We start from the raw sequence: 12,414 nt of genomic DNA, 5'->3' as shown, positions 1-12,414 counted from the left end.
GGAGGCCGCATGCCGCGCAAGAAGGGCGATGACGCGCCGCCGCCGGGAGCGCCCGCGTGGATGGCCACCTTCGGCGACATGATGAGCCTGCTGCTGACCTTCTTCATCCTCCTGGTCAGCTTCTCGAGCATCCAGGAGACGAAGTTCCGCGAAGCGGTGGGCAGCCTGCAGGGCGCCCTCGGCGTGCTGACCAAGCTGCCGAAGGTGCCCGTCGCCGACGAGATCGAGCTGCCCACCATGCGCGGCAAGGACCGCAGCGACGAGCTGCAGCAGCGCACCGAGGAGCTGCGTCGGCACCTGCAGGCGCTGAAGCAGGCAGACACGGTGACCGTGAGCCGCACGGCGGAGGGGCTGGCCATCCGGCTGGAGGACGAGATGCTCTTCAAGCCCGGCCAGGCCGTGCTGGAGACGCGGAGCTACCCGGTGCTGGACGTGGTGGCCGCCACGCTGGCGAGCTATCCCAATCCGGTGCGGGTGGAGGGCCATACGGACAACCGCCCCATCGAGAGCGAGCGCTTCCCGAGCAACTGGGAGCTCTCGGCGGCGAGGGCGGCGTCGGTGCTGCGCTACTTCGAGCGCTCCGGGCTCGACCCGCGGCGTCTGAGCGCCGTGGGACTGGGCGAATGGAGTCCGGTGGCCAAAAACGACTCAGAGGCCGAACGGGCCAAGAATCGCCGCGTGGAGATCTTCATGGAGCTGCCCCTGCCCCAGGGGATTCCCCAGACGGACCGTCTGGGCGAGCACTTCTAGGGCGCCGAGGCGCGTCAAGGAGCTGAAATGGCTGAGGATACCAAGGACAATCCGGCCGAGGAGCAGGAGGAGCAGCAGGCGGAGGCCAGGCCCAGGCGCTCCCTGCCCCGACGCCCCATCGTCTTCGCGGGCATCGCCGCCGTGGAGCTGGCCCTGGCCTTCGCGCTGGCACATTTCGTGATCCTGCCCCGTCTGCCGGCCCAGGAGACCGACGCTGTGGCCGATTCCCTGGCGGCCCTGGCCGCGGCGGAGCCGCAGCGGGGGAACATCGTCCTCATGGACGACGTGGTCGTGAACCTGCAGGGGGATGACGGCAGCCACTTCCTCAAGGTGGCGCCGGGCCTGGAGGTCTCCGACAGCAAGGTGGAAGCGGAGATCGCCGAGCGCATGCCCGAGCTGCGCGACCTGATCATCGACCACCTGGCCAGCCGCGCGGTGAACGAGGTGGTGGACCGGGAGGGTCGCGAGAAGGTCAAGCAGGACCTGCTGGACGACATCAACTCCCGGCTCCAGAAGGGTCAGCTGCTGAACATCTACTTCAGCGACTTCGTGGTTCAGTGAGACGGAGCGCCCACGGTGGCAAACGACGACACCCAGGACGAGACGCGGGAGACCGGGAGCGGCCTGGACGGGACGTCCGAGTCCTCGGCTGAGCGCGGAACCCCGCCCTTTCCGGAAGACGTCTTCGCGACGCCGCCCGCGCTGACCCTGGCCGAACGCGAGCAGCAGCGCGCCGCGCGCGCGGCCGCCGGCGGCGCCACGGCCGCGGGGGGCGGCGAGCCCTTCCTGACCTCGCGTCGCGGCCGCAGCGTTCAGCCCCAGAGCTACGACTTCAGCCGCCCGATCCAGCTCTCCAAGGGTTTTTCCCGCAGCCTGACCATCGTGAGCGAGTCCTTCGCCAAGCTGCTGACGCTCTCGCTGAGCAACTACCTGCGCATCCCGGTCACGGTCACGGCCAAGGGCGTGCGGCAGGTGCTCTTCGAGGAGCACACGCGCGCGATCGCCAATCCCAGCTGCATCAACATCATCGATCTGGCGCCCATCAAGATCCCGGGCATGCTGGACCTGGACATCGGCCTGGTCTTCGCGATGATCGAGAAGCTGCTCGGCAGCGCGGCGCTGCACGACGACGTGCGCCGCGAGTTCACCGCCATCGAGTCGCGCGTCGCGCGCAAGATCGTGCTGCGCATGCTGACGGACCTGCGCGAGGCCATGCTGCGCATCCTCGAGGTGGACGTCGGCCTGAGCGCCATCGAGCACAACCCCGACTTCACCTACATCATGAACGCCAACGACGCCTGCATCCTTCTCCTGTTCGAGGTGGAGCTGGCGGAGTTCTCGGGCCCCATGAGCGTCTGCATGTCGTTGACCAGCCTCGCCGCCGAGGTGGGCACCGAGGGGGCGTCGCCCTATCGCGACGGGCGCAGCGAGCACGAGCGGCGCGAGGACGCCGAGCGCCTCTCGCTGATCCTCGACAGCACCCGCACCGAGGTCGTGGCCGAGCTGGCGCGCATGCCAGTGAGCCTGGATCTCGTGCAGCAGCTCGCGGAGGGCAGCGTCATCAGCCTCCGCAAGCAGGTGGACGATCCGCTCAAGGTCATGGTGGGGGGCTGTCCCCTCTTCCAGGGCAAGATGGGGCGTTTCAAGAGCAAGTCGGCCGTCAAGATCACGCGCGTCCTGCGTCCCCGTGAGCATCCGCTGGGGGGCGCGCTGGAGGCGAAGCAGACCAGGAACGAGGGCAAGCGATGAGCGACGAGACCACCCTGCAGCAGGATCCCGAGACTCCGGTCAAGGCGCCCGCCGCGCGCCCCCAGGGCAAGGCGGCCGAGCTGCCCAGCTTCAGTGCGGGCATGGAGGGCAAGCCCACGGCCGTGCTGCGCGACGAGCGCGCGGGGAGCATCGAGCTGCTGCGCGACGTCAATCTCGAGCTCACGGTGGAGCTCGGCCGCACGCGCATGAACATCGGCGAGCTGATGGAGCTGGGCCAGGGCTCGGTGATCGAGCTGGACAAGATGGCCGGCGAGCCCGTGGACGTCCGCGTCAACGGGGTGCTGCTGGCCTCGGGCGAGGTCATCGTGCTGGACGACGTCTTCGGCGTGCGGATCACCCGGCTGCACAACCGCGTGGATCGCGCGGACACCTTCGGCGACTAGGAGTCAGCCATGCGCGGCCTCCGCTTCCTCAAGTCTCCGCTGGGCCTCGCGGCCTCCGCCTTCGGCCTGCTGGGACTGCTGTCGCTCTGGCCCGCGTCCGCCACGGGAGCGGAGAGCCCCGCCGCGGGCCTGCCGCTGCTGCGGCTCGCGCTGGCGCTGACGGGCATCCTCGCGCTGGCCTTGGCCGCACTGCCCGCGCTGCGCCGGCTGCAGAGCGCGGGGGGCAAGGGCCAGCGCCGCCTGCGCTGCGAAGAGGTGCTCGCCCTCGACGGCCGCCACCGCGTCGCGCTCCTGCGCGTGGACGATCGGGAGCTGCTCGTGAGCCTCCAGGCCGACGGCAGCCGCCTGCTCCTGGACCTGGGCGCCGACGGCGCCGCGGCCACCGACCCGGCCGCCGACTTCTCCTCGGCCATGCGCCGCGCCCGCGCCTGAGCGGCCAGCTTTCGGCCAGCGGCGTTCGCGTCGCCGCGGCAGCGTCTCGCCAGCCTCGCCGGATGGCTCCGTAACCACCTTCGCTGACAGCACTTGCACGCCCGATTCGCGGACGCTCCACCGTCCGCCGCGGCACGGGGCTTGATGTTCCCTACCAGGAACGTCCCCGAGGAGGCTCGAGTGCGCAGAATCCTGCCAATCGCCCTGACCCTGGTCGCCATCGCGCTGCTGTTCCATGCGGCGCCGGCCGGCGCCGTCAGTCTGCCCGGCCTGCAGCTGAACATCGGCGGCGCGGAGGGCGCCGAGGCGCATGGCCTCGGGCCGGCGCTCCAGATCATGCTCGGCCTCACGGTGCTCTCGCTGGCGCCGGCCATCCTCATCCTGATGACGAGCTTCACCCGCATCGTCGTGGTGCTGGGCTTCCTGCGGCAGGCCATGGGCACGCAGCAGATGCCGCCGAACCAGCTCATCATCGGCCTCTCGCTCTTCCTGACCGCGGCCGTGATGAGCCCCGTGATCGAGCAGATCCGCGCGGAAGCCATCGCGCCCTACCTGGCCGCGGAGATCGACGACGGCCAGGCGCTCCAGCGCGGCGTCGCCCCGCTCAAGACCTTCATGCTCGCGCAGACCGGCGACCGGGAGCTCGCGCTCTTCCTCGAGATCGGCGACAAGCCGCAGCCCGAGTCGCGGCTGGAGACGCCCCTCACGGTCGTCATCCCCGCCTTCGTGCTCAGCGAGCTCAAGCGCGCCTTCCAGATCGGCTTCGTGCTCTTCGTGCCCTTCCTCGTGATCGACATGGTCGTCGCCTCGATCCTGATGAGCATGGGCATGATGATGCTCCCGCCGGTCATGATTTCCCTGCCCTTCAAGGTGCTGCTCTTCGTGCTCGTGGACGGGTGGAACCTCCTGGTCCAGAGCCTCATCCGCTCGTTCGGAGCGTAGGGGGGAGCCGTGAACGAACAGATGATCCTCGAGCTCGGCCGCCAGGCGCTCACCACCACGCTGATGGTGGCCGGCCCGATGCTCGCCGCGGCGCTGCTGATCGGCCTGCTGGTGAGCGTCTTCCAGGCCGTGACGCAGATCAACGAGATGACCATGACCTTCGTGCCGAAGATCGTCGGCATCCTGGTGACGGGCCTCGTGGCCCTGCCCTGGGTGCTGCGCGTGATGCTGACCTTCACGCGTCACATCTTCGACGTGATCGCGGGACTCTGAGGCGGGGGCGCGCATGACCTGGCCCGTGATCGACGGCACGAGCGCAGTGCTCTTCCTGATGATCCTCGCCCGCACGGCGGCGTTCTTCTCCGTCTTCCCGGCCTTCGGCGGCGGCACGGTGCCCATGCGCTTCAAGGCGGGCGCCGCCGCCGCGCTCAGCGTGCTGCTCTTCACCGCCGTGCCGGCGCCGGCCGCGCTGCCCACCAGCACGCTGGAGCAGGTGCTCCTCATCGCCAGGGAGTCGCTGCTCGGCCTCACGCTCGGTTCCCTGGTGGCCTTCGTCTTCATGGCGGCGCAGTTCGCGGGGCAGGCCATCGGCGTGCAGATGGGCCTTGCGGCCGCGAGCCTCTTCGACCCGTCGAGCGGGGAGACGGTGGGCGTCAACGGACGCTTCTATCACCTGCTCGCGCTGCTGCTCTTCGTGAGCCTCGATCTGCACCACGGCTTCCTGCGCGGCTTCGGGCGCTCCTTCACCCTGCTGCCGCTGGGCGAGCCGGGGCTGGCCGCAGCGGGCTTCCTGCGCTGGGCGGAGCTGTCCGGCAAGGTCTTCACGCTGGCGCTGCGCCTCAGCCTGCCGGTGATCGCCGCGCTGCTGCTGCTCGATCTGGCGCTGGGCTTCCTCAGCCGGCTGGTGCCGCAGATGAACATCTTCCTCGTGGGCTTTCCCCTCAAGATCGGCCTGGGCCTGGCCGTGCTGGCCGTGGGCGTCCACACCGCGGGGCCGCTGCTCCTGCGCGCGCTGGACGGACTGCTCGTCGACTTCCACTCCCTCATGACCTGGATGCGCTGAGATGGCCGAGAACGGCGGACAGGAAAAGACCGAACTCGCGACCCCACGCAAGCGGCGTGAGGCGCGCGAACGCGGTCAGGTGGCGCGCAGCCAGGAGCTGGGCAGCTTCCTGTTGCTGCTCGCCGCCCTGCTCGCGCTGGCCGGGCTCGCGCCGAGCGTGGGCCGCGGCCTGGGCGGCATCCTCCGCCAGTCGGTGGAGGCCGCCTTCGTCGTGACGGTGGACGCGGGCACGCTGCCGCAGCTGACCAAGGTCTGGCTCAGCGAATCCCTCGCGCTGCTCGCGCCCTTCTGGATCATCCTGCTGGTGGTGGGGGTGGCCGCGTCCGTGGCGCAGGTCGGCTTCAGCGTGAACCCCGGCCTGCTCGCGCCCAAGCCCGAACGCCTGAACCCCATCGCCGGCTTCGGCCGCATCTTCAGCAAGCGCAGCGGCTTCGAGCTGGCCAAGAGCCTGCTCAAGATGGGCCTGCTCCTCGGCATCACCTGGTGGACCCTGCGGGGGGCGGCCAGGACCATCGTGGGCCTGTCGGAGCTCGAGCTGCTGCCGGCCCTCGCCGTGCTGGGCAAGGTGGCGCTGCTCCTCGCGGGACGCCTGATCGTGCTCATGGTGCTGCTGGCCATGGCGGACTACGCCTACCAGCGCTGGCAGCACGAGCAGGACATCATGATGACGCCCCAGGAACTCAAGCAGGAGTACAAGGAGACCGAGGGCGACCCGCTGCTCAAGTCGCGCCTGCGCGCGCTGCAGCGCGAGATGTCCCTGCGCCGCATGATGGAGGACGTGAAGCGGGCCGACGTGGTCGTCACCAACCCGACCCACTTCGCCGTGGCGCTGAGCTACGAGGAGACCAAGGGCGCGCCGACGGTGATCGCCAAGGGCGCGGACCTCGTGGCGCAGCGCATCAAGGAGACGGCCCGCGAGGCCGGCGTGCCGGTGGTGGAGAACCGCCCCCTGGCCCGCGCCCTCTACGCGGAGTGCCGTCTGGGCGACCGCATTCCCATCCGCTTCTTCCAGGCCGTGGCGGAGCTGCTGGCCTACGTCTACCAGCTGAACCCGCGCAAAGCGCGGCCGGCTCGCGCGGGGAGGGCGTAGCGCATGGCGGACGTGCTCCAGGCCAAGCGGCTCGACGGCATCCTGAAGGGGAACGCCAACATCCTGGTGGGCGCCAGCCTGATCGGCATCCTCGCCGTCATGGTGCTGCTGCTGCCCCCGGGCCTGCTGGACATCCTGCTGTCCTTCAACATCACCTTCGCGATCATCATCCTGATGGTGACCTTCTACATCCGGGACCCGCTCAACTTCTCGGTCTTTCCCACGCTGCTGCTCTTCCTCACGCTGTTCCGCCTGGCGATCAACGTGGCCTCGACGCGGCTCATCCTGCTCAACGGCTACGCGGGCAAGGTGATCGAGTCCTTCGGCGCCTTCGTGGTGGGGGGCAACCCGGTCGTGGGCATGGTGGTCTTCCTGATCCTGGTGATCATCCAGTTCATCGTGATCACGAAGGGCGCGGGCCGCGTGGCCGAGGTGGCGGCGCGCTTCACGCTGGACGCCATGCCCGGCAAGCAGATGGCCATCGACGCGGACCTCAACGCGGGCCTGATCGACGACAAGGAGGCCAAGCGGCGGCGCGAGCGCATCGGCGAGGAGGCGGACTTCTTCGGCGCCATGGACGGCGCCAGCAAGTTCGTGCGCGGCGACGCGATCGCCGGCATCGTGATCACGGCGATCAACATCCTCGGCGGGTTCATCATCGGCGTGGCGCAGCAGGGGCTGAGCTTCGGCGAGGCGCTGCGCACCTACACGCTGCTCACCGTGGGCGACGGCCTGGTGAGCCAGATCCCGGCGCTCATCATCTCGGTCAGCTCGGGCGTGGTCGTGACGCGCGGCCGCAGCGACCAGGAGCTGGGCGACGACTTCGTCAGCCAGCTCTTCGGACAGGCGCGGGCGCTGGGCATCGCGGCGGCGGCGCTCGGCGTGCTGGGCCTCGTGCCCGGGCTGCCGCACACGCCCTTCCTGCTGCTGGGCGCGGCGACGGGCACCGCCGCCTATCGCATCTCGCGCCGGAACAAGGACGAAGCCGCCGCCGAGGACGCGCCCGCCGCCCCCGAGGCGCCGGGCGATCCGCTGGAGGATCCCGCGCTCTTCCAGGTGGACCGGCTCGAGCTGGAGATCGGCTACGGCCTGATCCCGCTGGCCGACGCGTCACGGCGCAGCAACCTGCTCGAACGCGTGACGGCCATCCGCCGGCAGCAGGCCACCGAGCTGGGGCTCTACGTGAGCCCGGTGCGGATCCGCGACAACATCCATCTCAAGCCGGCCGAGTACGCGATCAAGCTGAAGGGCGTCGAGCTCGAGCGGGGCGAGATCCTGCCCGGCCATCTGCTCTGCATCGCGGGGCCGGAGGAACGCATGGGCCTGCCCGGCATCGAGACCGTGGAGCCGGCCTTCGGGCTGTCGGCGCTCTGGGTGCCCGAGGCCGATCGCGAGCTGGCCACCGACCGCGGACTCACGCTCGTGGAGCCGGCCGCGGTCATCAGCACGCACCTGGCGGAGATTCTGCGGCGGCATGCGGACGAGGTCATGAGCCGGGAGGACGTCAAGCGCCTCGTGGACGGCGTCCGCGAGATCGCGCCGGCCCTGGTGGACGAGCTGGTGCCCGGACAGCTGAAGCTGGGCTTCCTGCAGCAGGTGCTGGCCAACCTGCTCCACGAGCGCGTGCCCATCCGCGACATGGTGACGATCCTCGAGACCCTCGGCGACCACATCGGCCACAGCCAGAACACGGACTTCCTCGCCGAGAAGGTGCGCGAGGCGCTGGGGCGGGCCATCGTGCGCGAGTTCCTCGACGAGCGCGGCACGCTGGCCGTGATCACGCTGGACCACGGCGTCGAGGAGCTCTTCCTCGGCGCGCTCAAGCAGTACGGCGAGACGGGGGGCGTCGCCCTGCCGCCGGACCTGGCCGAGCGCTTCCAGGAGCGCCTGCGCGGCGCGGTGGAGCGCGCCACCCGGCAGGGCTACGCGCCCGTGCTGCTGGTGGCCAGTCCGATCCGTCTCGTCTTCAAGCGTTACACGGAGATCTTCCTGACGGGCCTCACGGTCCTGGCCTTCGGCGAGGTGCCGACCGGGATCGAGGTCAATGCCCTGGGGATGGTGAGTCTCGATGACTGAGCACCGCATCGTCGCGCGTGACATGCGCAGCGCGCTCAAGACCGTCCGCGCCCGCTTCGGCGAGGACGCGCTGATCCTCGACTCGCGCACGCTGCGCCGGCCGCGGCCGGGGTCCCTGCGCATGGACGAGGAGGTGGAGGTGCGCGTGGCCCTGCCCGGCGCGCCCGGCGAGATGGGCACGGGGCCGAGCGCCCCGCTTCGCCTGGAAGACGAGATCGCCCGCCTCGAGGCGCTCCTGGTCGACATGGAGGCGCAGCTCGACGCTGCCGAGACGCCCGGCCATCCCCTGCGGGCGGCGCTCGAGGCCCTGGGCATCCTGCCGGCCACGCTGCAGCGCCTGGCGCGCGACCACGCCGACGAGGTGCCGCCGGTGGATCAGGCCGCCGAGACGCCCGCGCTGGAGCGCATCGCCGCGCAGCTGCCCTGCGTGGAGTCCATGGCGCTGGCGGACCTGCGCGGCCACCACGCCCTGCTCGGCGCTCCCGGCGCCGGACGCAGCGCGCTGGCCACGAAACTCTGCGCCCAGGCGGCCGCCGCGGGACTGCGCGCCGCGCACCTCGCCGTCGCGCCGACCCACCCCGGCGAGCGCCTGCGCCTCGAGGCCGAGGCGGAGCTTCATGGCCACGAGGCGGTCCTCGCGCCCGACGGCGAGGCTCTGGTGGACGCCCTGCGCTTCCTGCGCGACCGCGACCTCGTGCTGATCGACCTGCCGGGCTTCGCGCCCGGGCAGATCGGGCTGCTCGAGCAGGCGGAGGCCCGGGCGGAGCTGGGGCCCATCCTGCGGCACGCCGTGCTGCCGGCGGACGGACGCGCCGTCCTCGCGGCGGAGCTCGCCACGGGGGCCCACTACCTGGCCCTGACTCGCGGGGACCTGGACGACCCGCTGCGCCTGGCGCTGGACCTCACGGCCGGGGGACGTCCGCTGCTCTCCTTCGTGTCGAGCGGCGCGGACGGCCACTCCCCGCTGGCGCTGGCCGGTCCGGAGGGCCTGCTGGCCGGCCTGCGCGGCCGTCTGCGCGGCGCCAGGGGCGCGGCCGGCGCGGGAGCCGGACGATGACCGGCATGCAGCGGCTCAACGTCCTGGCCGCGCTGCTGACCTTCCTCTACGGCGCGTGGAGGGGGTGGCCGCTGGCGCTGTCGCTCCAGAAGGGCCTCACGGCCTACGTGGTGGTCTTCGCGGCGCAGATCCTCGTGATCCTGGGCCTGCTGCGCCTCGCGCGTGGCGGGGCCGCGGAGCGTCGGCGCTGAGTCGGCACGGATTTGGACCGCCAGACCGGTGGCACGGATGCTGCAAGGTAGCGTCGGCGTCTAGGGTCAATGGCGGGAGTGCATGAGCAACCATGGGGAAGGACACGCCTAAGTTGGAAACGACGCTGACGTTATGGGAGGCGTACCACCGCGAGCGCGCGCCGCGCGACCGCGAGGCGCTCATCGTCCACTACCTTGGCCTGGTCAAGTATGTGGCGGGGCGGCTGGCGGCGGGCCTGCCGGATTCGGTGGACATCGACGATCTCGTGGGCGCGGGGATGATCGGTCTGATGAAGGCCGTGGAGGCCTTCGACCCCGCCAAGGAGGTCAAGTTCGAGACCTACTCCATCCCACGGATTCGCGGCGCGATGCTCGACGAGTTGCGCAACCAGGACTGGTTCCCGCGCTCCGTGCGCCGCAAGGCGAAGCGGATCGATCTGGCCGTCCAGGAGCTCGAGGCCAAGCTGGGCCGGAGTCCCAAGGACGTGGAACTGGCCAAGCACATGCGCCTCGATCTGGAGGACTTCTACCGCCTGGCCGGCGAGGTCTCGCAGTCCAGCCTGCTCTCCATCGAGGAGGAGCTGCGCGTGGGCAAGGACGGCACCTACGCGTCCGTGCGGGAGATCCTCTCCGACCTGCGCGTCCAGAGCGCGCACGATCGCCTGGCCGACAAGGAGCTGCGCGCCATCGTCATGGAGACGCTGGAGCAGCTGGACGAGAAGGAGCGGCTCGTCCTGACCCTCTACTACTTCGAGGAGCTGACCCTGGCCGAAATCGGCGAGGTGCTGGGGGTCAGCGAGAGCCGGGTCTGCCAGATCCACGGCAAGGCCGTGGGCCGTCTGCGCCTCAGGGTGCGGGGCAAGACCCGCGAGAACCCGCTGCCGCTGCGCCGGACGGGACGGCGCAAGGAGGCGGCGGCGCAACGCTGACGCACGGGAGGCGGCCATGGAGGACCTGCGCCGCATCGAGGGACCCGCAAAGGTGCCGCAGCCGGTGGACCGCGGCACGCGCAGCCAGCCCGGCCACACGCGAAAGGACGGCTTTCGCGATGTGCTGGAGCGAGAGCGACAGCCTGCAGAGCGTGAGCGACAGACCGCCGACCCGTCCGTCGAGTCCGAGGAGCCCGCGGGCCACGGACGCGGCGGCGCCGCCGAAGAGCCCGCGACGGGGGCGGTGGACCCGGACCGCGGGCGTCTGCTGGACGAGCGAGCCTGAGCGCTCGCGGAGCGCGAAACGGAGGAGCCCCAAATGACGGCGATGGCGGCGAGTGCCACCCTCACGGAACTCTGGAGCGCCGGCAGCCTGCCGCTGGCGCTCGGCGCGGCGCTGGTGGGGGTGGGCCTCCTGCTCGCCCTCCGGCTCCTGCGGCGCAGGACGACAAGCCCCCTCCGGACGGCCGCCGGCGACCCCGCGCTCGGGGAGCCTCAGCCGGCCACGCCGGCGCCTCTGCGGGCGCGGGCCGAGGCCGCCTACGCCGGCGCGGGAGCGATGGGCAGTGCGGGGTCAAGTTCGGGAACGAGACTGCCGATAGCTGAAACGTCGGCCCGGACGCCGGCGACACATGAATCGAGGGAGCCTGGCACTCCATGCCCCGCCGCGCTGAGCCGGCGGATCGATCGCTTGGAGGCCAGGGTACGCGCCAGGAGAGCAGCAAGCCGTGGTTGACACACTCGACAAGCTGATGGCCAAGGTGGGCAAGCTGCCCACCATGCCCCACGTGGCCTCGAAGATCCTGGAGCTCGTGGGCAATCCCGAGACCAGCGCCCGCCAGTTGCAGGTGGTCATCGACAGCGATCAGGTGCTGGCGATGCGCATCCTCAAGGTGGCCAACAGCGCGCTCTACTCGCTGCCGCGCAAGGTCAAGACCCTGAAGGAAGCCATCGTGATGCTTGGCTTCAACCACATCCGCAGCCTGGTCCTGGCCGAGGCGATCCAGAATCTGTTCAAGGGCAAGGGCAAGCGCGGCGACCTGCTGGAGTCCATGCTCTGGGAGCACTCGGTGGGCGCCGCGATGGCGGCCAAGACCGTGGCCGTGAAGGTGCATCCCGCGCTGAGCGAGGAGGCCTTCGTCACCACGCTGGTGCACGACATCGGCAAGCTCATCCTCCTGCAGAGCGATCCGCAGGGCTACCACGAGATCGTGCAGCGCATCTACTCCGAGTACCAGCCCTTCGGCGGGCTCGAGATCGAGCGCTACGACGTGGACCACGCCGAGGTGGGCGCGGCCCTGGCCGAGCGCTGGAACCTGCACGAGCGCGCCGTGGCGGCGATCCGCGAGCACCACGACGACACGGACGGCGACGTCCTCACGGACCTGGTCCGGCTGGGCAACGCCATGGCCTGGAAGGCCGAGTGGGGCTTCCGCAAGGAGCCCGACCTGGAGCTGGGCACCCTGAGCTGCGCCCAGCGCCTGGGCCTGGGCGAGGACGCGCTGCTCGAACTGCTCGCCACCACCCGCGAGCTGATGGCCAAGGAGCGCGCCACCTTCGGCGTGCCGGAGCTGGGCCGCACGCGGCGCGAGGGCGAGGGCGCCGAGGACGAGGCGGCCGAGCAGCCGGCGGACGCCTAGCGCCGCCGGCAATGGCGGTTGACAGACTCCGCGCTGCATCGCATACTGGTGCCAAGTTGGCAGTCTGTCGTCCAAATCCCTGTCTAGCAAA

General features: G+C 70.7%; 15 protein-coding genes. All 15 read left to right on the top strand.

Annotation, left to right across the window (positions count from 1 at the left end; genetic code table 11):
• Nucleotides 1–9 precede the first annotated feature (9 nt).
• The 15 genes from H6693_03280 (at nt 10) to H6693_03210 (ending at nt 12,323) form a co-directional block, all read left to right on the top strand.
• Nucleotides 10–750 carry an OmpA family protein gene (locus H6693_03280; protein MCB9515192.1) on the top strand — a complete coding sequence of 247 codons (741 nt, stop codon included), beginning with the start codon at nt 10–12 and terminating at the stop codon, nt 748–750.
• Nucleotides 751–777: 27 nt separating this feature from the next.
• Complete coding sequence (locus tag H6693_03275) at nt 778–1,311, top strand: flagellar basal body-associated FliL family protein (GenBank protein MCB9515191.1); 534 nt, start codon at nt 778–780, stop codon at nt 1,309–1,311.
• Between the two features lie 15 nt (nt 1,312–1,326).
• Nucleotides 1,327–2,499 (top strand): FliM/FliN family flagellar motor switch protein, encoded by a 1,173-nt coding sequence (locus H6693_03270; GenBank protein MCB9515190.1) that lies wholly within the window; start codon nt 1,327–1,329, stop codon nt 2,497–2,499.
• Complete coding sequence (gene fliN, locus H6693_03265) at nt 2,496–2,903, top strand: flagellar motor switch protein FliN (GenBank protein ID MCB9515189.1); 408 nt, start codon at nt 2,496–2,498, stop codon at nt 2,901–2,903. Before H6693_03270 ends, fliN begins: the two co-directional genes overlap by 4 nt.
• A 9-nt stretch (nt 2,904–2,912) precedes the next feature.
• A complete protein-coding gene (locus H6693_03260; protein ID MCB9515188.1) occupies nt 2,913–3,335 on the top strand; it encodes a flagellar biosynthetic protein FliO in 423 nt (140 codons plus the stop codon).
• Nucleotides 3,336–3,479: 144 nt separating this feature from the next.
• The gene (fliP, locus tag H6693_03255; protein ID MCB9515187.1) at nt 3,480–4,277 is read left to right on the top strand and encodes a flagellar type III secretion system pore protein FliP; all 798 of its coding nucleotides are present in this window, start codon (nt 3,480–3,482) and stop codon (nt 4,275–4,277) included.
• Between the two features lie 21 nt (nt 4,278–4,298).
• Entirely contained in the window at nt 4,299–4,550 is a 252-nt protein-coding gene (gene fliQ / locus H6693_03250) for a flagellar biosynthesis protein FliQ (protein ID MCB9515186.1), read from the top strand.
• 13 nt (nt 4,551–4,563) lie between these two features.
• Nucleotides 4,564–5,340, top strand: a complete 777-nt coding sequence (gene fliR, locus H6693_03245) for a flagellar biosynthetic protein FliR (protein MCB9515185.1) — start codon at nt 4,564–4,566, stop codon at nt 5,338–5,340.
• A gap of 1 nt (nt 5,341) precedes the next feature.
• On the top strand, nt 5,342–6,430 hold the full coding sequence (gene flhB / locus H6693_03240) for a flagellar biosynthesis protein FlhB (GenBank protein ID MCB9515184.1): 1,089 nt from the start codon (nt 5,342–5,344) through the stop codon (nt 6,428–6,430).
• Between the two features lie 3 nt (nt 6,431–6,433).
• Nucleotides 6,434–8,506, top strand: coding sequence for a flagellar biosynthesis protein FlhA (flhA, locus tag H6693_03235; GenBank protein ID MCB9515183.1), 2,073 nt, complete (start codon nt 6,434–6,436; stop codon nt 8,504–8,506).
• Nucleotides 8,499–9,563, top strand: a complete 1,065-nt coding sequence (locus tag H6693_03230; protein ID MCB9515182.1) for a hypothetical protein — start codon at nt 8,499–8,501, stop codon at nt 9,561–9,563. The genes flhA and H6693_03230 overlap by 8 nt, the downstream gene beginning before the upstream one ends.
• Complete coding sequence (locus tag H6693_03225) at nt 9,560–9,754, top strand: hypothetical protein (protein MCB9515181.1); 195 nt, start codon at nt 9,560–9,562, stop codon at nt 9,752–9,754. Before H6693_03230 ends, H6693_03225 begins: the two co-directional genes overlap by 4 nt.
• A 113-nt stretch (nt 9,755–9,867) precedes the next feature.
• A complete protein-coding gene (locus tag H6693_03220) occupies nt 9,868–10,683 on the top strand; it encodes a FliA/WhiG family RNA polymerase sigma factor (protein MCB9515180.1) in 816 nt (271 codons plus the stop codon).
• Between the two features lie 16 nt (nt 10,684–10,699).
• Complete coding sequence (locus H6693_03215) at nt 10,700–10,969, top strand: hypothetical protein (protein MCB9515179.1); 270 nt, start codon at nt 10,700–10,702, stop codon at nt 10,967–10,969.
• A 442-nt stretch (nt 10,970–11,411) separates the two neighbouring features.
• On the top strand, nt 11,412–12,323 hold the full coding sequence (locus tag H6693_03210) for an HDOD domain-containing protein (GenBank protein MCB9515178.1): 912 nt from the start codon (nt 11,412–11,414) through the stop codon (nt 12,321–12,323).
• Nucleotides 12,324–12,414: the final 91 nt, after the last annotated feature.

The sequence above is a fragment of the Candidatus Latescibacterota bacterium genome (genome assembly GCA_020633725.1).
In the GTDB taxonomy this organism is placed as follows: Bacteria; Krumholzibacteriota; Krumholzibacteriia; order JACNKJ01; family JACNKJ01; genus VGXI01.
The sequence above is the reverse complement of the archived record's forward strand: the minus strand, read 5'-3'. Positions and strand labels throughout refer to the sequence as shown.